19 protein-coding genes are annotated in these 18,641 nt (G+C 64.0%); 9 read left to right on the top strand and 10 right to left on the bottom strand.

All coding sequences use genetic code 11. The features are described 5' to 3' along the window. Positions 1 to 36 precede the first annotated feature (36 nt). The 4 genes from cmoB to lon form a co-directional block, all read right to left on the bottom strand. Complete coding sequence (gene cmoB, locus ACWPW0_RS06720) at positions 37 to 1,023, bottom strand: tRNA 5-methoxyuridine(34)/uridine 5-oxyacetic acid(34) synthase CmoB (protein ID WP_454254806.1); 987 nt, start codon at positions 1,021 to 1,023, stop codon at positions 37 to 39. Then, positions 1,020 to 1,763, bottom strand: coding sequence for a carboxy-S-adenosyl-L-methionine synthase CmoA (cmoA, locus tag ACWPW0_RS06725; protein WP_454254807.1), 744 nt, complete (start codon positions 1,761 to 1,763; stop codon positions 1,020 to 1,022). Before cmoA ends, cmoB begins: the two co-directional genes overlap by 4 nt. A gap of 65 nt (positions 1,764 to 1,828) precedes the next feature. Next, positions 1,829 to 2,230 carry a protease inhibitor I42 family protein gene (locus tag ACWPW0_RS06730; RefSeq protein WP_454254808.1) on the bottom strand — a complete coding sequence of 134 codons (402 nt, stop codon included), beginning with the start codon at positions 2,228 to 2,230 and terminating at the stop codon, positions 1,829 to 1,831. Positions 2,231 to 2,420: 190 nt separating this feature from the next. Then, the gene (gene lon / locus ACWPW0_RS06735; RefSeq protein ID WP_454254809.1) at positions 2,421 to 4,805 is read right to left on the bottom strand and encodes an endopeptidase La; all 2,385 of its coding nucleotides are present in this window, start codon (positions 4,803 to 4,805) and stop codon (positions 2,421 to 2,423) included. Positions 4,806 to 4,959: 154 nt separating this feature from the next. Between lon and ACWPW0_RS06740 the strand changes: the two genes are divergently transcribed. Next, positions 4,960 to 5,718: a helix-turn-helix domain-containing protein gene (locus ACWPW0_RS06740; protein ID WP_454254810.1), complete on the top strand. Its 759-nt coding sequence runs from the start codon at positions 4,960 to 4,962 to the stop codon at positions 5,716 to 5,718. Positions 5,719 to 5,940: 222 nt separating this feature from the next. On the opposite strand, the gene ACWPW0_RS06745 is transcribed toward ACWPW0_RS06740, so the two are convergent. After that, positions 5,941 to 6,795, bottom strand: coding sequence for a sulfurtransferase (locus ACWPW0_RS06745; protein WP_454254811.1), 855 nt, complete (start codon positions 6,793 to 6,795; stop codon positions 5,941 to 5,943). A 216-nt stretch (positions 6,796 to 7,011) separates the two neighbouring features. Here ACWPW0_RS06745 and ACWPW0_RS06750 point away from each other — a divergent pair, with 216 nt between their 5' ends. Further along, positions 7,012 to 7,800, top strand: a complete 789-nt coding sequence (locus tag ACWPW0_RS06750; protein ID WP_454254812.1) for a lysophospholipid acyltransferase family protein — start codon at positions 7,012 to 7,014, stop codon at positions 7,798 to 7,800. 90 nt (positions 7,801 to 7,890) lie between these two features. Here ACWPW0_RS06750 and ACWPW0_RS06755 read toward each other — a convergent pair whose 3' ends face one another. After that, on the bottom strand, positions 7,891 to 8,952 hold the full coding sequence (locus ACWPW0_RS06755; RefSeq protein WP_454254813.1) for an SMP-30/gluconolactonase/LRE family protein: 1,062 nt from the start codon (positions 8,950 to 8,952) through the stop codon (positions 7,891 to 7,893). Positions 8,953 to 9,375: 423 nt separating this feature from the next. Between ACWPW0_RS06755 and dapA the strand changes: the two genes are divergently transcribed. The 6 genes from dapA (at position 9,376) to ACWPW0_RS06785 (ending at position 14,479) form a co-directional block, all read left to right on the top strand. Beyond that, complete coding sequence (gene dapA / locus ACWPW0_RS06760; RefSeq protein ID WP_454254814.1) at positions 9,376 to 10,233, top strand: 4-hydroxy-tetrahydrodipicolinate synthase; 858 nt, start codon at positions 9,376 to 9,378, stop codon at positions 10,231 to 10,233. A 110-nt stretch (positions 10,234 to 10,343) separates the two neighbouring features. Further along, complete coding sequence (gene rnd, locus ACWPW0_RS06765; RefSeq protein WP_454254815.1) at positions 10,344 to 11,462, top strand: ribonuclease D; 1,119 nt, start codon at positions 10,344 to 10,346, stop codon at positions 11,460 to 11,462. 1 nt (position 11,463) lies between these two features. Next, positions 11,464 to 11,757: a YcgL domain-containing protein gene (locus ACWPW0_RS06770; protein WP_447590327.1), complete on the top strand. Its 294-nt coding sequence runs from the start codon at positions 11,464 to 11,466 to the stop codon at positions 11,755 to 11,757. Then, the gene (locus tag ACWPW0_RS06775) at positions 11,754 to 12,671 is read left to right on the top strand and encodes a D-2-hydroxyacid dehydrogenase (protein WP_454254816.1); all 918 of its coding nucleotides are present in this window, start codon (positions 11,754 to 11,756) and stop codon (positions 12,669 to 12,671) included. Before ACWPW0_RS06770 ends, ACWPW0_RS06775 begins: the two co-directional genes overlap by 4 nt. Positions 12,672 to 12,744: 73 nt before the next feature. Continuing rightward, the gene (locus ACWPW0_RS06780) at positions 12,745 to 13,194 is read left to right on the top strand and encodes a YcgN family cysteine cluster protein (RefSeq protein ID WP_447590330.1); all 450 of its coding nucleotides are present in this window, start codon (positions 12,745 to 12,747) and stop codon (positions 13,192 to 13,194) included. A 58-nt stretch (positions 13,195 to 13,252) separates the two neighbouring features. After that, complete coding sequence (locus ACWPW0_RS06785; RefSeq protein ID WP_454254817.1) at positions 13,253 to 14,479, top strand: hypothetical protein; 1,227 nt, start codon at positions 13,253 to 13,255, stop codon at positions 14,477 to 14,479. Positions 14,480 to 14,571: 92 nt separating this feature from the next. Here the strand turns inward: ACWPW0_RS06785 and ACWPW0_RS06790 are convergent, their stop codons facing one another. Both ACWPW0_RS06790 and ACWPW0_RS06795 read right to left on the bottom strand, forming a co-directional pair. After that, complete coding sequence (locus ACWPW0_RS06790) at positions 14,572 to 15,042, bottom strand: RNA methyltransferase (RefSeq protein WP_454254818.1); 471 nt, start codon at positions 15,040 to 15,042, stop codon at positions 14,572 to 14,574. Positions 15,043 to 15,089: 47 nt separating this feature from the next. Beyond that, positions 15,090 to 15,431, bottom strand: a complete 342-nt coding sequence (locus ACWPW0_RS06795) for a YajD family HNH nuclease (protein ID WP_099525302.1) — start codon at positions 15,429 to 15,431, stop codon at positions 15,090 to 15,092. A gap of 85 nt (positions 15,432 to 15,516) precedes the next feature. On the opposite strand from ACWPW0_RS06795, the gene ACWPW0_RS06800 reads away from it, so the two are divergent. Next, the gene (locus ACWPW0_RS06800; RefSeq protein WP_454254819.1) at positions 15,517 to 15,819 is read left to right on the top strand and encodes a hypothetical protein; all 303 of its coding nucleotides are present in this window, start codon (positions 15,517 to 15,519) and stop codon (positions 15,817 to 15,819) included. Here ACWPW0_RS06800 and ACWPW0_RS06805 read toward each other — a convergent pair. Together ACWPW0_RS06805 and ACWPW0_RS06810 are read right to left on the bottom strand one after the other, a co-directional pair. Continuing rightward, complete coding sequence (locus ACWPW0_RS06805; protein ID WP_454254820.1) at positions 15,816 to 16,358, bottom strand: DUF4124 domain-containing protein; 543 nt, start codon at positions 16,356 to 16,358, stop codon at positions 15,816 to 15,818. The two genes, ACWPW0_RS06800 and ACWPW0_RS06805, sit on opposite strands and share 4 nt — an antisense overlap. A 158-nt stretch (positions 16,359 to 16,516) precedes the next feature. Continuing rightward, complete coding sequence (locus ACWPW0_RS06810; RefSeq protein ID WP_454254821.1) at positions 16,517 to 18,562, bottom strand: S9 family peptidase; 2,046 nt, start codon at positions 18,560 to 18,562, stop codon at positions 16,517 to 16,519. Positions 18,563 to 18,641 lie beyond the last annotated feature (79 nt).

The following is an 18,641-nucleotide window of genomic DNA, read 5'->3' on the forward strand; positions in this document are numbered from 1 at the left end:
ATGCGCGCCGTGACATTTCGCGGCGCGCATTAAGGCCTACGGCTTGCGTGCCACCAGCACGGCGCGCATTGGCGCGGGCAGGCCTTCGACGGTGCGGCTGTGGTCGTTCGGGTCGAGGAACTCGGGCAGTGACTGGAAGCGCATCCACTCGGTGCTGCGCTGCTCTTCGATGCTGGTGACCGATACATCCACGCAGCGCACGTTGATGAACCCGGCACGGCGCAACCACAGCTCCAGTGCCGGCACCGAGGGCAGGAACCAGACATTGCGCATCTGCGCATAGCGATCCTCGGGCACCAGCACCTGCTGGGCATCGCCCTCGACTACCAATGTTTCCAGCACCAGTTCGCCACCCTTGAGCAGGCAATCCTTCAGGTCCAGCAGGTGGTCCACCGGGGAGCGGCGGTGGTAAAGCACGCCCATGGAAAACACCGTGTCGAAGCCTTCCAGCTTGGGTGGCAGCTCTTCCAGGGCCAGCGGCAAGTGCCAGGCAGGCAGGTCGGGCAGGTAGCGTTTCACCGCGAGGAACTGGTTGAGGAACAGCCAGTTGGGGTCGACGCCGACCACGCTGCCCGCGCCGGCTCCCAGCATGCGCCACAGGTAGTAGCCATTGCCGCAGCCGACATCCAGCACGCGCTTGCCGCGCAGATCCAGATGCGCGGCGACGCGTTGCCACTTCCAGTCCGAGCGCCACTCGGTGTCGACATGCACGCCGAACAGGTCGAAAGGCCCCTTGCGCCAGGGAATCAACCCTTGCAGGGCGCTTTTCAGCGTGGCGCGCGTGGTTTCGTCGCAGGGCCCGTCAAGGCGCAAGTGGTCGACCAGGTCCTGCTGTTCGACGGCCAGGTCAGGCAGGGCCTGTACCGCGGCGTACCAACGCTGCAGGTCGCCGTGGCCGATCTCCAGCTTGGCGTCGATCTGCCGGGGCAGGTCGGCGCCCCAGGCTTGCAAGGGCGTACCTGCCAGGGTTCGTTGCAAGGCGTCGAGGTGCAGCGCACGGGTTTGCAGCTGGCCGCTACTCATGGCAGGGCAATCAGCGAGGCGAAGTTGATGCACTGGAACCACGGCACGACCTGGCTGAAACCGGCCGTGAGCAGGCGTTCGCGGTGTTGCTCGAGGCTGTCCGGCTTCATCACGTTCTCGATGGCGCTGCGTTTCTGCGCAATCTCCAGGTCGCTGTAGCCGTTGGCCCGCTTGAAGGCGATATGCAGGTCGGTGAGCAGGGCGTGTTGCTGCTCGTCCTCGAAGCGCAGTTTTTCCGAGAGAATCAGCGCACCGCCCGGCAGCAGCGCCTGGCGGATACGGGTCAACAGGCCGAGACGCTGCTCCGGCGGGATGAACTGCAGGGTGAAGTTCAGTGCCACCAGCGAGGCGGGCTGGAACTCCAGGGCGAGGATGTCGGCCTCGATCACCTCGACCGGCAGCAGCTCCTGAAACATCGAGTCCTGGGCGTTCATGTATTCGCGGCAGCGCTCGACCATGGCTGCCGAGTTGTCCACGGCGATGACCCGGCAATCATCCTGGCGCACATGCCGGCGCAGGGCCTGGGTCACCGCGCCCAGCGAGCTGCCGAGGTCGTACAGGGTGGAGTGGGGCTGGGCAAACTGGGCGGCGAGCACGCCGATGTTCTCGACGATGGTCGGGTAACCGGGCGCCGAGCGCTTGATCATGTCGGGAAACACGCGCACCACGTCCTCGTTGAACACAAAGTCCTGCGGTTCGGCGAGGGGCTGGGCGAAGAGGCGGTCGGGTTGTTGGCTCACGGCAATTCCGGGCGGTCTGGCGAAAAGGCCGGCATTTTATCCAAGTGGCCGGCGCGACCCAACCGTCATTGCACGACGAGTTGGCAGTCGATGCTTTGCGCCGGTGCCACGTCGGTCTGCCAGGGCTGCTGGTAATGCATCAGCAGGCGGCCGCTGCCGGCCTGCAGCACACGGTAGCGCCAGGTCGACTTGCCGCCGCTGCCGACCACCTCACCGCTCTGCTCGGGGCTGTAGACCTCTGGCCCGAGGCTGCGCAATACGCTGGGCGCCGCATCGACCACGGCCCAACGATAGCCGGTGGTCGGGTTGCTCGGCAGGCTGATGGTCAGTGTCTGTCCGGCATGCAGCTGCAATGGGCAGTGGCCCAGCTGTTTTTCCTGCACGGTCACGCTGCTCGGCGGCTGCTGGGCGCAGGCGCCGAGCAGGACCAGAGCAGCGGGCAGCAGCAGGCGGGGGGTGATGGTCATGGTCAACTCCTGTATCTGGCGAATGCCGGCAGCATAGCCGGCTGGGCTCTGCCGTGACAAAGCCTTGCATCGCTCATTTCGCGCGCGTGGCGCGCTCCCACAAGCGTTTGCCGGGGGAGCGCGTCCTGCTCGCGAAGGACTGATTGCCGGCCGCTGGAGACCGACGAGCAAAAGGGCTCGTCAGGCCGTACTACGGGAACAGCACCTTGGCCACGTCGGCGAAGCGTTTGGCGAAATGCACGGTGAGACCTTCCTTGAGGTACTCCGGCAGCTCAGTGAAGTCGCCGCGGTTGGCTTCCGGCAGGATCAACTCGTGGATTTTCTGCCGGCGGGCGGCGATTACCTTTTCACGCACACCACCAATCGGCATCACCTGTCCGGTCAGCGACAGCTCGCCGGTCATCGCCACGCCTTTCTTCGGGGCCTGGTTGCGCGCCAGGGAGAGCAAGGCGCTGGCCATGGTTACCCCGGCGCTGGGGCCATCCTTCGGTGTGGCGCCGTCCGGTACGTGCAGGTGGACGAAGGCCTGGTCGAAGAAGGTCGGGTCGCCCTTGAAGGTCTTCAGGTGCGAGCTGATGTAGCTGTAGGCGATTTCTGCCGATTCCTTCATCACCTCGCCGAGTTGGCCGGTGAGCTTGAAGCCGCGATTGAGGGTGTGGATGCGTGTGGCCTCGATAGGCAGGGTGGCGCCGCCCATGCTGGTCCAGGCCAGGCCAGTGATCACGCCGATGCCGGACAACACCTGCTCGGTACGGAAATGCGGCATGCCCAGGTAGCTCTCCAGGTCCTTGGGTGTGATCTTGATCTTCGCCTGCGGGTCTTCCAGCAGCTTGACCACGACCTTGCGCACCAGCTTGCCCAACTGCTTCTCCAGTTGGCGCACGCCGGCCTCGCGGGCGTAGCCTTCGATCACCAGGCGTAGGGCAGCGTCGCTGATGGCCAGGCGGTTCTTCGGCACGCCGGCCTTCTCCAACTGCTTGGGCCACAGGTGGCGCTTGGCGATGGCCAGTTTTTCCTCGGTGATGTAGCCGGACAGGCGGATCACTTCCATGCGGTCGAGCAACGGGCCGGGGATGGAGTCGAGGGTATTGGCGGTGCAGACGAACAGCACCTTGGACAGGTCCAGGCGCAGGTCGAGGTAATGGTCGAGGAATTCGGCGTTCTGTTCCGGGTCCAGGGTTTCCAGCAGGGCCGAGGCGGGGTCGCCCTGGAAGCTGCTGCCCATCTTGTCGATCTCGTCGAGCATGATCACCGGGTTCATCACCTCGACATCCTTCAGCGCCTGCACCAGCTTGCCGGGCATGGCACCGATGTAGGTACGGCGGTGGCCCTTGATCTCCGCCTCGTCGCGCATGCCGCCGACGCTGAAACGGTAGAACGGCCGGCCGAGGGATTCGGCGATGGACTTGCCGATGCTGGTCTTGCCCACGCCGGGTGGGCCGACCAACAGCACGATGGAGCCGGCGATCTCGCCCTTGAAGGCCCCCACGGCGAGGAATTCGAGGATGCGGCTCTTCACGTCGTCGAGGCCGGCGTGCTGGCTGTCGAGCACCTGGCGGGCATGGCCGAGGTCGAGCTTGTCTGCGCCGAAGAGGCCCCACGGCACGCTGCTGGCCCAGTCCAGGTAATTGCGTGTCACGGCGTATTCCGGCGAGCCGGTTTCCAGGATCGCCAGTTTGGCCAGTTCCTCGTCGATACGTTTCTGCGCCTGCGCCGGCAGCGTACGGCCCTGCAGGCGCGCGCGGAATTCGTCGGCATCGGCGCTGCGGTCGTCCTTGGTGATGCCCAGTTCCTGCTGGATGATCTTCAGCTGTTCCTTGAGGAAGAACTCGCGCTGGTGATCGCCGATCTTGCGGTTGACCTCGGCGGACAGCTCACTCTGCAGACGCGCGACTTCGACCTCTTTGCGCAGCATCGGCAGCACCTTCTCCATGCGCTGCAGGATGGGCACGGTGTCGAGCACTTCCTGCAGGTCCTTGGGCGCTGCGGTGGTCAGCGCGGCGGCGAAGTCGGTCAGCGGCGAGGGCTGGTTGGGGCTGAAACGGTTCAGGTAATTCTTCAGCTCTTCGCTGTACAGCGGATTGAGCGGCAACAGTTCCTTGATCGCATTGATCAGCGCCATGCCGTAGGCCTTGACCTCGTCACGGCTGTCGTCGGCGTTCTGTGGGTATTCCACTTCGGCGAGGTAGGGTGGACGGTGGCGCTTGAGCCAGCCACGGATGCGCACGCGATTGAGGCCCTGGGCAACGAACTGCAGCTTGCCGTCGCCACGGCTGGCGTGGTGGATGCGTACCAGGGTGCCGTGCTCCGGCAGGCTCGCAGTGTCGAAGTGACGCGGATCGGTCACCGGTTGGTCGACGTAGAACAGCGCCAGGCTGTGATGATCGGTATTGCTGACCAGCTCCAGGGTTTCCGCCCAGTGCTCTTCATTGACGATCACCGGCAGCACCTGCGCGGGGAAGAACGGACGGTTGTGGATCGGGATGATGTACAGCTTGTCCGGCAGTGTCTGGCCGGGTAGAGCGAGGCTGCTGGCCTGCGCTTCGATGAATTCGGCGGTGTTGTCTTCGCTCATGGGGCACCTTGGCTCAATTCCTCTTCCTTTAATGGGACGCCACGGCGGTGATTTCAATCCTCCAACTTTTTGCAGGCCGTGTCCGTCCGGCGGCTCGGTTGGGCAGGCTTGGGAGGATTGCAGTAAAGTGCGCAAAATTTGCTCAGAAGACAGCATGCTCAAAGCCCGCCTCGCGCGCCTCGATACCCAGGCCCATGAACACGCCCACGACTTCCACCAGTTGGTCATGTCGCTGGCTGGCCGTGCGGAATTCGAGGTCAACGGCAATGGTGGCGAGGTTTGTCGCATGCGCGCCTGTCTGGTGCCGGGCGATGCGGAACACCAGTTCGCCGGTATGGGCGACAACCGCATGCTGATTCTCGATCTGGACGAGCAGGGCACGTCTCCCGAGGATCTGCTTCTACTTGAGCAACTGTTCGAGAATCCACGCTTCCCCGCGCTGGATGCCGACTTCCAGAACCTGCTGAGCTACGCCGGTGCCGAACTGGCGCGCTACGGCAGTGACCCTCATCTGGCGCGCGCGCTGGGTGGTGTCTTGCTTCGTGCCCTGCACCTGCGCCTGTTTGGCGAGCAGGCACAGCCAGTCGGCGGCGTGCTGGATATCGAAAAGCTGGACCGTTACATCGCCGAGCACCTGGCCCGGCGCATCACGGTGATCGAGTTGGCACAGGTTGCCTGCCTCAGTCCCAGCCATTTCCATGCGCAGTTCAAGGACAGCGTGGGCTTCACGCCCCACCAATACCTGTTGAAAGCCCGCCTCGATCGCGCCGCGCGGCTGCTGCGCGAAACCCCGCTACCGCTGGTGCGGATTGCCGAAGAGTGCGGCTTTTCCAGCCAGAGTGCGCTGACCACCGCCATGCGCCGCTACCTGGGGCTGACGCCAAAGCGGCTGCGCAGCCTCCAGGGTTGCTGACTGTCCTCCACCGTTTCTTCCGACGGGACGAGAATCTGCCACCCGTGTGGCAGGGAGCAGGGTGCACCTGCCATCAGCAAGGGGATAGCCTTATTACGTCAGGGGGCGCCCTGCGCACCGCGCGGACGGAGGCGGATGCTGTACAGGGCGCTCGAAAGCGACCCGCACATGAAGTGCCAAACGGCGTGCAGAGCCCAGGTTCTGCACAGCTGTTCGAGCCCCTCAGTCTCCGGTTGCCACCGGGCGTGTGGCATCGGTAATCCATTCGCTCCAGGAACCCGCATACAACGGCGCCAGCGGATAGCCCGCAAGGCTCAGGGCGAACAGGTTGTGGCAGGCCGTCACGCCGGAGCCACAATAGGCCACCAGGTGCTCCACCGGCTTGCCACCCAGCAGCGCCGCAAAGCGTTGACGCAATTGGTCGGCGGGCAGGAAATGCCCATCGCTGCCGAGGTTGTCGGTGAATACTGCGCATTGGGCGCCGGGAATGTGCCCAGCAACCGGGTCCAGCGGTTCCACTTCACCCCGAAAGCGCGGCAGAGCGCGGGCATCGAGCAGGGTCAGCGCAGGGGTATTCAGGCGTTGTTGCAACTGCTCGGCGCTCAGCAACAGGGACGGGTCGGGTTGGCCGCTGAACGTGCCGCGCTGTGTTGACGGAATGGCTTCATCGAGCGGCAGGCCCGCGTCTTTCCAGGCCTTGAGACCCCCATCGAGCAGGAACACGCCGTCCCGCTTGCCCAGCCACGCCAATAGCCACCAGGCGCGTGCGGCAAAGGCGCCGGGGCCATCATCGTAGAGCACGATGGTGGAGTCGGCGCCGATGCCCCAATCCTTCAGTTTCTCGATCAGCAGGGGCACCTCCGGCAGGGGATGCCGCCCAGTCACGCCCTTGCGTACGGGGGCGGAAAGGTCGCGCTCGAGATCGGCGAAGTGAGCGCTGGGAATATGCCCTTGCCCATAGCTGCGGGCACCGAGCCCCGGGTCATCGAGGGCGAAGCGGCAGTCGAGGATGACCAGATCGGGCTGGCCCAGGCGAGCGTGCAGTTCGGTGGCGGTGAGCAGTTGAGCGAGTGGCATGAGAACTCCTGTGTCGATTGCCTGGCTCTGGGCATCATAAGAACCTGCCCGGTGTCTGGCGAGCGGTGCGTGTCGGTAGTGCCAGCGCCCTGTGAACGCTTGCAACGTGGTCGTCCGTGGATGGACGATACGGAACAGGGTTCAATGATCACCCCATTTTTTACAGTACGAGAAGGGTGCCCCGGTTCAGCGTGGCGCACCCCACAAGGAGTTCCCATGCTGAGCCTGCATCCAGCCATAGAGAGCGCCAACCTGGCCCGCCGTGTTGGCGTGGTACTGGGGACGCTGCTGGTGACCCAATATTTCTGTGTGCTGATCCTGCTGCGCTCCGCGTGCGGGCGCCTGCAGCGTGCGCATATCGACCGTTATACGCGTACCTGGTCGGGCCTGTTGCTGCGGCTGGTGCGCATGCGTTTGAGCGTGCATGGCGCGGTGCCGGCATTCAACGACGGGCGGCGCTACATCCTGCTCAGCAGCCATGCCAGTCATTACGACATCCCGGCTACGTTCGCCGCGTTGCCGGGTTCGATCCGCATGCTGTCGAAGAAGGAGCTGTTCCGGATTCCGCTGTTCGGCGCGACGATCCGCAAGGCCGAGTTCCCCTCCATCGACCGCCACCATCCCCAGCAGGCGCGCCAGGACCTGGAAGTCGCCCGGCAGATGATGGAAAGCGGCATCGTCCTGTGGGCGGCGCCCGAGGGCACCCGCTCGAAGGATGGGCAGTTGCAGCCGTTCAAGAAGGGTTGCTTCCATCTGGCCCTGGATACCCGGGCGCTGATCGTGCCGATTGCCTTCCGTGGCATTCATCATGTGCTGCCGGCTCGCACCTGGCGTTTCAACCTGGGCCAGCCGGTGGAGCTGCACGTGGGCGAACCCATCGATGCCAGCAAGTACAGTGCCGAGCAACTGCCGGAGCTGATGGCCGAAGTGCGTTCACGCATGCAGGCGTTGCTGGGCGAACCGGCGTCGGCAGCAATGGCTTCGGCGCCGATGCCGGCTGTTTGAGGCGGGTGGAGGTTTTGCCGCGAGCGCTTTGGGTGCACGCGGTGGATTGAACTTGCCAGGCGATGCAGACGCATCGCCTGGCTCAGGCACTCAGTGAATCTTCAGCTTGCCGATGCGGTCGTTGTCCAGACTGCCCAGGTAGAGGAAGTCGCCTACCGGCTTGGCCGAGGTGATCATGCGCAGGTGGCTACCGCTGGTGTCATGCAGGCTGCGGACGATCTGGCCCTGCTCGTCGAGGGCGATGACGAAGCCATAGGCCTGCGGTTTCGGCCACATCCACTGGGGCAGCTTGGTCAGTTGGGCCTTGAGGAAAGGCTTGTCCTGCAGGAAGTCGGCAGCGGGATTGCGTGGCGTTGGCAGGGCCACCCAGAAAGTACCGGCACGGTCTCCCTGGAGGTTGTCGGGCATGCCCGGCAGGTTGTCGATGAACACATCGTGGGTGCCGGCCTTGTCGCCCTTGAGCCAGTAGCGGGTGATGCGGTAGCGGTAGGTTTCGTTGACCAGGACGAAGTCCTCATTCTGCGACAGCGCGATGCCGTTGGCGAAGTACAGGTCCTTGAGCAAGGTTTCGGTCTTGCCGGTGGCCGGGTCGTAGCGCAGCAGGCGGCCATGGGGGCGACCTTCGAAGAGGTCGAGCAGGTACTCCGGTTGCTGGAACTTGCTCGAGGCATCACTGAAGTAGATGCGCCCGTCGCTGGCGATGTCGAGGTCGTCGGTGAAGGCGAAGGGGATGCCGTCGGCGCTGGTAGTGAGCACTTCGGTCTTGCCTTGCGGGTCGATGCGCAGCAGGCCCTTGTACGCGTCGGCGACGATCAGGTTGCCCTGGGCATCGAAATCCAGGCCCAGTGGGCGACCGCCGGTTTCAGCGAACGTCTCGACATTGTCTTCGGCATCGATACGCACGATGCGGCCATCATGCAGGCCGGCATAAACGCGTCCCTGGGCGTCGACGGCGGTGTCTTCCGGGCCATGGATTTCGCCACGGCCCAGCAGTTCGGCCTTCATCAGCGTGTCATTGGGTTCCAGGACGCCAGTCAGCAGGGGCGCTACAGGTGGTTTCCAGGCGGCGGGGTCGACAGGGCTTGGGGTGATGGCGAGGTAGATGACCGCCAGCGCGATCAACAGGCCGAGCAGGCCCAGCAGTTTTTTCATGGAAGGTTCCCCGTGTGTGGTGCCTGTGAAGGCTCGTTTTTTGTTTGACTGGGGTTTTAGCAGCCGCAGACGGCTAATGCCAGGATTGCAGGTTTGCTGAATGACACAGGTTTCACGTCAGCGTGGTTGACAAGCGTGGTACGGCTTTCGCAGTATTCAGGCCTTCATCACGTGTTTTCCCCGAGTTGTACATGCCCGCCACTGCCCACTCATCGACCCTCGACCTGGCCTTTCTGGCCCAGGCGCTGGTGCGTGGCGCTGGTGCAGGTAAATCGAAGAAACAGTCGCTCATTTGACCGGGGCGCGCTGTCCCGTCAGATGGGCTGACAGGACAGTAGGCGCGAAGGTCGAACCTTTCTTGCACGACAACTCCCTGCATCCCTCCGACGGTGACGTTTACGGTCAGCCTGAAGGAGATATGCAATGCCTGTGTTTTCTGGAGTCTGGGTTCCGCTGGTCACGCCGTTCACTGCCGATGGCGCGGTTGATTTCGCCGCACTACGTCGTGTGGCCGAGCGCATGTTCGCGGCGGGTGTCGCCGGCCTGGTGGTTTGCGGCTCGACCGGTGAGGCGGCAGCCCTGAGCAAGGGCGAGCAGTTGGCGATACTCGATGCCTTGCTCGAATGGGTACCCGGCGAACGCCTGGTAATGGGCCTGGCGGGCAACAACCTCGATGAGGTACTGGCCCAGCAGCGTGAAATACAGCGCCGCCCCCTGGCCGGGTTGCTCGTCGCCGCGCCGTACTACATTCGTCCCTCGCAGCAAGGGTTGCTGACCTGGTTCGGTGCCATTGCCGAGGCCGCCAGCGTGCCGCTGATTATCTACGACATTCCTTACCGCACCGGCGCACGCCTGGAGCTGGAAACCCTGCGCGAGCTGGCCGGGCACCCGCGTGTGGTGGCGATCAAGGATTGTGGCGGCGACCCCGACAAGACCCAGGCGCTGCTTGCCGAAGGTCTGCTGGACGTCCTGGCAGGCGAGGACGCTCAGCTGTTCACCACCCTGTGCCTGGGCGGCAGCGGGGCGATTGCCGCTTCGGCGCATGTTCAGCCGGAACAGTTCGTGCGATTGGTGGAGTGTGTTGCCGCCGGCGAGCTGCAGGCAGCGCGGGCGATCTTCTATCAACTGCTGCCGCTGATCCGGCTGATGTTCGCCGAGCCTAATCCGGCGCCGGTAAAGAGCCTGCTGGCCTTGCAGGGGCTGATCAGCGATGGGCTGCGTCCACCGATGCAGGCCAGCTCCGCCGCGCTGGTGCAGCGGCTGCGCGAGCAGTTGGTCTAAGGTCAGTCACGCCACCCCATGTGCACGCCACATGGGGCAGGAGTGACGCAAGGTGCATGGTCAGGGCTGCTGGCGATATATACTGCGCGGCATTGCCCAAGGAGTACCGCGTGGCTATCGACATTCACTGGATTCTCGACGACGCCAGCCTGGCCCGTCATTGCACCGACTGGCGGCGCCTGCCGTTCGTTGCCCTCGATACCGAGTTCATGCGGGTCGATACCTTCTATCCGATCGCCGGCCTGGTCCAGGTGGGCGACGGCGAACGGGCATTTCTCATCGATCCGCTGGAGATCCGTGACTGGTCGCCGTTCGCCGACCTGTTGGAAGATCCCAACGTGGTCAAGGTGCTGCACGCCTGCAGCGAGGACCTGGAAGTGTTCCTGCGTCTGACCGGCAGCCTGCCGGTGCCGTTATTCGACACCCAATTGGCGGCCGGTTACCTCAACCTCGGTTTCTCCATGGGTTACTCGCGGCTGGTACAGGCGGTGCTTGATATCGAGCTGCCCAAGGGCGAGACGCGTTCGGACTGGTTGCAGCGCCCGTTGTCGCCGACCCAGATCAGCTATGCCGCCGAGGATGCCCAGCACCTGGCTGAGGTATACCGCGTGCTGCAGCCCAGGCTGTCGGCGGACAAACAGGCCTGGGTGCTGGAAGATGGCGCCGAACTGGTGGCCAACCTGCGCCGCGAGATCGACCCGGACGAGGCCTATCGCGAGGCCAAGCTGGCCTGGAAGCTGTCGCGCCAGCAACTCGCCGTGCTGCGCGCCCTGTGTGCGTGGCGCGAGCGTCAGGCCCGCGAGCGCAACCAGCCACGCAACCGCATCATTCGCGAACACTCGCTCTGGCCGTTGGCACGTACCCAGCCGGACAACCTGGTGGATCTGGCGCGGATCGAAGAGATGCACCCGAAGACCGTGCGCCAGGATGGCGAGACTCTGCTGCAACTGATCCGCGAAGCCGGCGCCCTGCCTCCGGCGCAGTGGCCGGAAGCACTGCCGCAGCCGTTGCCACTGGAGTCCACCGTATTGCTGAAGAAGCTGCGTGCGGTCGGCCAGCGCGAAGCCGAACGCCTGCAAATCGCCCCGGAACTGATGCTGCGCAAGAAATCCCTCGAAGCCCTGCTCAAGAGCGGTTACCCGGATGGCCCTTACCAGTTGCCGGACAACCTCAAGGGCTGGCGCCGTACTCTGATGGGCGAGGCCCTGCTGGCCGCCCTGGAAGCCTGACATGAAGAAAATCTGTTCGATCTACCGCAGCCCGCGCAAGAACGAGATGTACCTCTACGTGCTCAAGAGCGACGAGCTCAAGCGCGTACCCGAGGGCCTGCTGGCTGCCTTCGGTCCGCCGCAATTGGCGTTCAGCCTGGTGCTGACGCCGGAGAAACCACTCGCCCGCGAGGATATCCACCAGGTGCTGGAGAACCTCGACAAGCAGGGTTACCACCTGCAGATGCCGCCTCCCGAGGATGATTACATCGAGCACCTGCCGGAAGAGCTGCTGCGCCGCAACGACCCGGTATGACCCGTGTCCTGATTGCCGAGCAGGAGTCGTCTCGCTACCTGCATCTGTTGCAGGCAGCGGCACCGCAGGTGCAGTGGCTGGATGATCTCCAGCAGGCAGCGACCTGCGACATCTGGCTGGGGCAGCCCGATGTGCTGGCTCCCCTGCTGCGCCAGGGCCTGAAGCCCGACTGGCTGCAGTCGACCTGGGCGGGTATCACACCGTTGCTGGCATCCGATCTGCCAACCGACTATCGCCTGAGTCGTGCCGTGGGCGTGTTTGGCCAGGTCATGGCGGAGTACGTGCTCACCTATCTGCTGGCACATCAGCGCCAGGTGCTTGGTCGCCTGGCCAGCCAGGTTGCCGAGAATTGGGACGAGCGGCTTCCCGGTACGCTGCGCGGGCTCAAGGTGCTGCTGGTGGGAGCGGGCGAGATCGGTCGGCAGATCGCTGCGTTTCTCGCGCCATTCGGTGTGGTATTGCATGGCATCGCCCGTGAGCCTCGTGCACTGGAGCCCTTTGCCGACGTGCATGGCATGCCGGCGCTGGCCGAGCAGGCCGCCTGGGCCGATGTACTGGTCAACCTGCTGCCGGATACCCCGGCCACGCAGGATGTATATGACGCCGCGCTGTTCGCGCGGATGAAGGCCGATGCCTTGTTCATCAACGTGGGCCGCGGCGTTGCGGTGGTCGACGAGGCGCTGGTCGCTGCGCTGCGGCAAGGGCAGTTGGCTGGCGCGGTGATCGACGTCTGCCGGCAGGAGCCGCTACCGCCTGGCCACCCGTTCTGGGATGCGCCGCGCCTGTTGCTGACCGGGCACACCTCGGCGCCGACCGATCCGACGGCCATGGTGGCCCTGTTCCTCGATAACCTGGGACGTTGGCAGCGCGGGGAAGTCCTGCGTGGACAGGTGGATTTCAGTCGCGGGTATTAGCTCGTCTGCCAGCGCTTGGCCCGTTGAGGGCTTGCGGCTAGACTGCCGGCCTTTATTACCTCGTATGTGTGCCATGGCTGCCAAGGTCGAACCCTTCTGGAAACGCAAGACCCTCGCCCAGCTCGATCAGGACGAGTGGGAGTCGCTGTGCGACGGGTGCGGTCTGTGCTGTCTGCAGAAGCTCGAAGACGAGGATGATGGCAGTGTTTATTACACACGCATCGCCTGCAAACTGCTGGACCTGAAGACCTGTCAGTGCAGCGACTACGCCAACCGCCGTCAACAGGTGCCCGACTGCATCCAGCTCACCCCGGCGCAGGCCGACGAATTCCGCTGGCTGCCGCCAACCTGCGGTTACCGCCTGGTCAGTGAAGGCAAGGACCTGCCACTCTGGCACCATCTGGTGTGCGGTGATCGCGACGCGGTTCACCATGAACGCATTTCCCAATCCGGTCGCATGCTCAGCGAAAGCAGCGTGGCCGAGGACGATTGGGAGGATTACCTGATTTTCCGCGCCGGTTGAGCGATCCCGCTTTACGCCGGTCAAAGGCCGATATCCGTTAACGCATGGAGCCAACGTAATGTCCGCTCGCCTCAACCTGTTGCTGTGCGCCCTGTTGCTGTGCCTGAGCAGCCCTGCATGGGCGGCCCGCAAAGTCGATCTGGATTATCAGGTGCGCTTTCTGCCGGACAGTGACCAGGCCGAGGTCAGCCTGGTGCTGGAGCGAGGCGAGGTGGTGCGCAGCCTGCGTTTCGACCTGGGTGACAAGGGCTACTACAGTGACTTCGCCACGGCGACTGGCACCTGGCAGCTGGATAGTGCTCAGCGTGGCACCTGGGTGCCGGGCAAGGGCGTGGCGAAGCTCACCTACAAGGTTCGGGTCAGCCATCCGCGCGAGTCTGGGGGCTACGATGCGCGCATGACCCCGGACTGGGCGCTCTTGCGTGGGGATGACCTGGTGCCGAGTGCGCACCTTAATAAGGAAGACGGCGTCGACCTGGTCGCACGTCTGCAGTTCGAGCTGCCGAAGGGCTGGAAAAGCGTCGAAACCGGCTGGCCGCGCATTGGCAAGAACCGCTTCCGGATCGACACCCCGTCGCGCCTGTTCGACCGGCCTACCGGCTGGATAGTAGCCGGCAAGATCGGCAGCCGCCGCGCCCAGCTCGGTAATACCGATGTCACGGTAGCCGCCCCGGTGGGCGAGGGCATGCGCCGGATGGACATGCTCACATTGTTGACCTTCATCTGGCCGGAGGTGCAGGCGGTGTTCCCGCGCGATCCGGCCAAGCTGCTGATCGTCGGCGCGGGCGATCCGATGTGGCGCGGTGGCCTATCGGCGTCCAATTCATTGTTCATGCACAGTGCGCGGCCGTTGGTCAGCGAGAACGGCACCAGCTCCCTGGTGCACGAACTGGTCCATGTGTTCAGCCGGGTGCGCGATACCGACAGGAGCGACTGGATCAGCGAAGGCATGGCCGAGTACTACGCCATCGAGCTGGTGCGCCGCGCTGGCGGTATGAGCGAGGACCGTTACCAGGCGGTACGCAAGAAGCTGATTCGCTGGAGCAAGAAGGTCGACACCCTGCGCACGGAAAACTCTACGGGTGCGACCACCGCGCGTGCCGTGCTGCTGTTGCAGGAACTGGACCGGGAAATTCGCAAGGCAACCGACAATCAGCGCTCGCTGGACGATGTCACCCGCGGCCTGATGCGCATGGACAAGGTCAGCACCCGGGACTTCATCAGCATCAGCGAAAACGTGATGGGTCGGTCATCCGCCGTGCTGGACAGCAAGCTACTGCGCTGAGCCGGGTGGATTGCAGTTACGCACCGAGGCACTGTACGGGCTGCTCATGCGCAGGGTGCACCCTGCAAGCGAGCCGCCGGTCAGGAACGGCTCTAGAAAAGCGGCCCCGACCGGGTGTTGTTGCCCTTGGCCAGGCGGTCGTAGAGCACCACGTTGACCGTGGCGGCCAGGTTCATGCAGCCCCGGGTAGGGATGTACACCACCTCATCGCCACACCAGTCGAGAATCTCCTGGTTCAGCGAGCCGTCTTCCGGACCGAAGATGTACAGCGCCCGATCAGGGTGGGTGTAGGTGGGCAGGGCACGGGCATCGTCGACCAGTTCCACCGCTACCGGGGTGCAGCCCAGCGGCAGGATTTTGCGCAGGTCGTCGATATTGATCAGGGGAATGTCCTGGTGGACCTTCTTGGTGTCGGTGACGAAGTCCTTGGCGCGGTCGTAGCGGGTGCCGGTGTAGAACACCGAGCTGACGCCATAGCAACCCGCCGCGCGCATGATGGAGCCTACATTCTCCGGCGACTTGGGATTGAACAGGCCGATGCAGGCATAGCGTTTGTTGGCCACGGTCGCACTCGCAAAAAAGACGCGATTATACGGCAGCGGCCCTTTTTCTAGTCCTTTTTCAGCAGGCTGGCCAGGTCGCCAAAGGCTTTGTACGTCGACTTGGCGGCCTGGGGGCTGGCGGTGGAGCCTTCGGCGAAGTACTGCTGATCGGTGTAGCGCGAGTGTTCGTTGTCATGACAGAACAGGCACAGCAACTCCCAGTTGGAACCGTCGGCCGGGTTGTTGTGGTGATTGTGGTCGCGGTGGTGCACGGTCAGTTCGCTCAGGCGCTTGCCGGAGAACTCGCGGGCACAGCGGCCACAGACGTGGGGATACATTTTCAGGGCTTTCTGCCGGTAGCCTTCTTCGGCCTGGGCGGACAGGTAATAGGGGTTGTTGCTGGTACTCATGACAGAACCTGTTATCGGATGACGAACGCTTGGGTGGATACGTTGCCAGAATAGAACGAAAGCTGCTTGTTCATGGAGGCCCACGATGGGTTTTATCCGATTGGCACTGTTGCTGGCAGGGGCGTCCTTGGTGCAGGTGGTGTCTGCCCAGGAATTGCTGCGCTCGCCACAACCGGTCGCGCCGGGAAATGCCACGCCGCAGCCTTATGTGCTGCCGCAGGTCAGGCCGCTCGGCGTACCGCGTGACAGCCCACCGCTACTCGATACTGGCCAGCAACGGCGAGTACAGCCAAACGTGCGAGAAACGCGCCCGGACCCGCCGATCCCCGCGCTTGAAGAGCAGTTGCGCCGTAATCGGGAGCGACAAAAGGCGCAGCCGGAGCGCTAGAGTCCCTTGAAGGCTTCCTTGAGGGCGGCTTCCATGGCGCCGGAGCACACCATGATGCCCGCGCCCCGAGACAGGCATTCGTAGCGCTCGCGGTCCTTGCCCTTGCTGGCCATGCAGTCGGAGACGGTAATCGACGACTTGACCTGGTTCAGCGCTTTTTCGACCTGCCGATACTGCTCGCGGGTGATCTTGCCGTCTTTCTGGCGTTGCTGACCGATTTCCTTGAGGTTGGGAATGTCGATGGCAGTCCAGCGTACGGCTTCCCCGCACATGGTACGGGCCGAGGGCGGAGCCTCTTGCGAGGCGCTCTCGCTGCCACGTGATTCACCACCAGCATTGGGCGTGGAAAAGGTCGGCTCGGGGACCGGCGTGCCTTGATAGCCTGAGCGCAACTCTACTTCTTCCAATGGCTGCTCAGGCGTGGGCGGTTGGCTGCCAAAGTGCGTCTGGCCGTTGGCATCTACCCATTTGTAGACCTGAGCGTGGCCCGGCAGGCTCACGGCGAGGGCAAGGAGAAGCAGGTGGCGGTAGCCAGGCATTCTGGAAATCCCTTGTGCAGAAAATAGGCGCGCAGAGCGGTTGGTGGTTGCCAAGCGGTCTTGGCAAGGTCGGGACAATAAACGCGCCGAGCCGACTTGCCAAGATGGGCGTGCAGGGCTGCTCCGAAGCGCCCGTTTTCACCCGATGCGGGGCGGATTCAGGGCCGTGTATCGCTTCCCAGTACCTTGAAGACGAAGGCGTATTCCAGGGCTACGTCTTTCAAGGCCTGATAGCGCCCGCTCATGCCGCCGTGGCCGGCGCCGAGGTCGGTCTTGAGTAGCAGCAGGTTGCTGTCGGTGCGCGTAGCGCGCAGCTTGGCCACCCATTTGGCTGCCTCCCAGTACTGCACACGGCTGTCGTTGTAGCCGGCCACCGCAAGAATGGCCGGGTAGGCTTGGGCGCGCACGTTTTCATAGGGCGCGTAGCCTTTGATGCGCGCATGGACCTCGGGCTGGTTGGGATCGCCCCATTCATCGTATTCGGTGACGGTCAGTGGCAGGTCGGGGTTCTGCATGGTGTTGAGCACGTCGACGAAGGGCACTTCGGCGATGGCCGCGGCGAACAGCTCCGGACGCTGGTTGAGTACCGCGCCGATCAGCAATCCACCGGCGCTGCCACCACTGATGGCGAGCTGGCTCGGCTTTGTCAGGCCTTCTCCGATCAGGTGCTCGGCGCAGGCGATGAAGTCGTCGAAGGTGTTTTGTTTGTGCTCCAGCTTGCCGGCGCGGTACCAGGCTTCGCCGAGTTCGCCGCCGCCGCGTACATGGGCAATGGCGAAGATATAGCCGCGTTCGAGCAGGCTCAGGCGGGCATGGGAGAACCACGGATCAAGGCTCTCGCCATAGGCGCCATAGCCATAGAGGTAGAGCGGTGCAGGCTGCTGACTGGCGAGTACGTCGCGGCGCGCTACAAGGCTGACCGGCACCTGGGTGCCATCTGCCGCAGTGGCCCACAGGCGCCGGCTTTCGAAGGCGTCTGGATCGAACGGGCCTTCCACCGGAGTCTGCTTGAGCACCTGCTGGGCGCCGCTGCGCAGATCGAGTTGGCGTACCTGCGCCGGACGGTTGAGGGCTTCATAGCGTAGGCGGATGACCGGGCTGTCGAACTCCAGGCTGTCCTGCACGTACAGGCTGTAGGCGGCATCGGGCAGTTGCACGGTGTAGGGGGAGGCATCGCGGCCATGCACGTCGATTACCGGCAGACCCCCTTCGCGCAGGCTGAGGATGAATGCATCGCGGTTGAGGGTGATGCCTTCGAGCATGCGCTGCGGGTCATGGCCGATCAGTTCGCGCCACTGTTCGCGGCCGCCGGCGCCTTCGGCCAGGCTGTAGAGGGCGAAGTTGATGCCGCTCTGGTTGCTGCGGATGAACCAGCACCAGGCGCCATCGAGCAGGCCATGGTCGACGTGGTAGTCATGGTCGTCTTCGCGCGCTGCCAGGCAGGCGAAGTCACCTTGTGGCAGGTCGGCGTCCAGCACCCAGTTCTCGCTGGTGGTTTTGCTACCGAGCAGGAGGATCAGTTGCCGTTCCGAGCTGGAGCGGTAGCAGGTAAGGAAGAAGCGCCCGTCGGTTTCCTCGAATACCTGCTGGGCGGCTGTTTCACCAAGGTGGAAACGGTGCAGGCGGTAGGGGCGATGGGTATCGTCGAGGGTGGCGAAGAACAGCGTGCGGCTGTCGTTGGCCCAGGTCAGGCTGCCGTCGCAGTCGTCGAAGGGCAGGGCGGTGATGGCGCCCGTACTGAGGTCCTTGACGAATAGGTCATAGGTTTCGTCGCCCGAAGTGTCCAGGCTGTAGCCCAGCAGATTGTGGTCAGGGCTGATGCTGAAAGCGCCAAGCGACAGGTACTCGCCGCCGGCCAGGGCATTGGGGTCGAGCAGGAGCTGCTCGGCGTTTTCATCCACTCGCAGCGAGCCGTCTGTCGGGCGTGGGCTGCGATAGTGGCGCGGGTATTCGTCGCCTGCGGTGGTGCGCTGGTAGTACAGCCAGGGGCCCCACGGCGTGGGTAGTGATAGGTCGGTTTCGCGGATACGCCCCTTGATCTCCTGGAACAGGGTTTCGCGCAGTTCACGTTGCCCGGCCAGTTGTTCTTCCAGGTAGGTGTTTTCGGCCTTCAGGTAGTCGAGTACCTCTGCGGTGTCGCGCTGTTCCAGCCACTGGTACGGGTCGGTGGCGGCATCACGACGGGCGATCGGGGCATTGGGCATCGGTAATCTCGCGGGGTTGAGGGCTTGACGGCGGGCGCGCCGGGTTGCGCAAAAGCCGCTATCATAAGCGCCCATTTAC

This window comes from Pseudomonas sp. Marseille-Q8238, from assembly GCF_965111915.1.

Coding starts and splice junctions, on each gene's coding strand:
- ACWPW0_RS06745 (WP_454254811.1), bottom strand. CDS start 6,795: ATGCCACTCGCTCAACTGCTCACCGCCACCGAACTGCACGCTCGCCTG.
- ACWPW0_RS06810 (WP_454254821.1), bottom strand. CDS start 18,562: ATGCCCAATGCCCCGATCGCCCGTCGTGATGCCGCCACCGACCCGTAC.
- ACWPW0_RS06800 (WP_454254819.1), top strand. CDS start 15,517: ATGGGTTTTATCCGATTGGCACTGTTGCTGGCAGGGGCGTCCTTGGTG.
- cmoB (WP_454254806.1), bottom strand. CDS start 1,023: ATGAGTAGCGGCCAGCTGCAAACCCGTGCGCTGCACCTCGACGCCTTG.
- lon (WP_454254809.1), bottom strand. CDS start 4,805: ATGAGCGAAGACAACACCGCCGAATTCATCGAAGCGCAGGCCAGCAGC.
- ACWPW0_RS06805 (WP_454254820.1), bottom strand. CDS start 16,358: ATGCCTGGCTACCGCCACCTGCTTCTCCTTGCCCTCGCCGTGAGCCTG.
- ACWPW0_RS06785 (WP_454254817.1), top strand. CDS start 13,253: ATGTCCGCTCGCCTCAACCTGTTGCTGTGCGCCCTGTTGCTGTGCCTG.
- ACWPW0_RS06795 (WP_099525302.1), bottom strand. CDS start 15,431: ATGAGTACCAGCAACAACCCCTATTACCTGTCCGCCCAGGCCGAAGAA.
- ACWPW0_RS06755 (WP_454254813.1), bottom strand. CDS start 8,952: ATGAAAAAACTGCTGGGCCTGCTCGGCCTGTTGATCGCGCTGGCGGTC.
- ACWPW0_RS06780 (WP_447590330.1), top strand. CDS start 12,745: ATGGCTGCCAAGGTCGAACCCTTCTGGAAACGCAAGACCCTCGCCCAG.
- ACWPW0_RS06730 (WP_454254808.1), bottom strand. CDS start 2,230: ATGACCATCACCCCCCGCCTGCTGCTGCCCGCTGCTCTGGTCCTGCTC.
- dapA (WP_454254814.1), top strand. CDS start 9,376: ATGCCTGTGTTTTCTGGAGTCTGGGTTCCGCTGGTCACGCCGTTCACT.
- ACWPW0_RS06740 (WP_454254810.1), top strand. CDS start 4,960: ATGCTCAAAGCCCGCCTCGCGCGCCTCGATACCCAGGCCCATGAACAC.
- ACWPW0_RS06775 (WP_454254816.1), top strand. CDS start 11,754: ATGACCCGTGTCCTGATTGCCGAGCAGGAGTCGTCTCGCTACCTGCAT.
- ACWPW0_RS06770 (WP_447590327.1), top strand. CDS start 11,464: ATGAAGAAAATCTGTTCGATCTACCGCAGCCCGCGCAAGAACGAGATG.
- ACWPW0_RS06750 (WP_454254812.1), top strand. CDS start 7,012: ATGCTGAGCCTGCATCCAGCCATAGAGAGCGCCAACCTGGCCCGCCGT.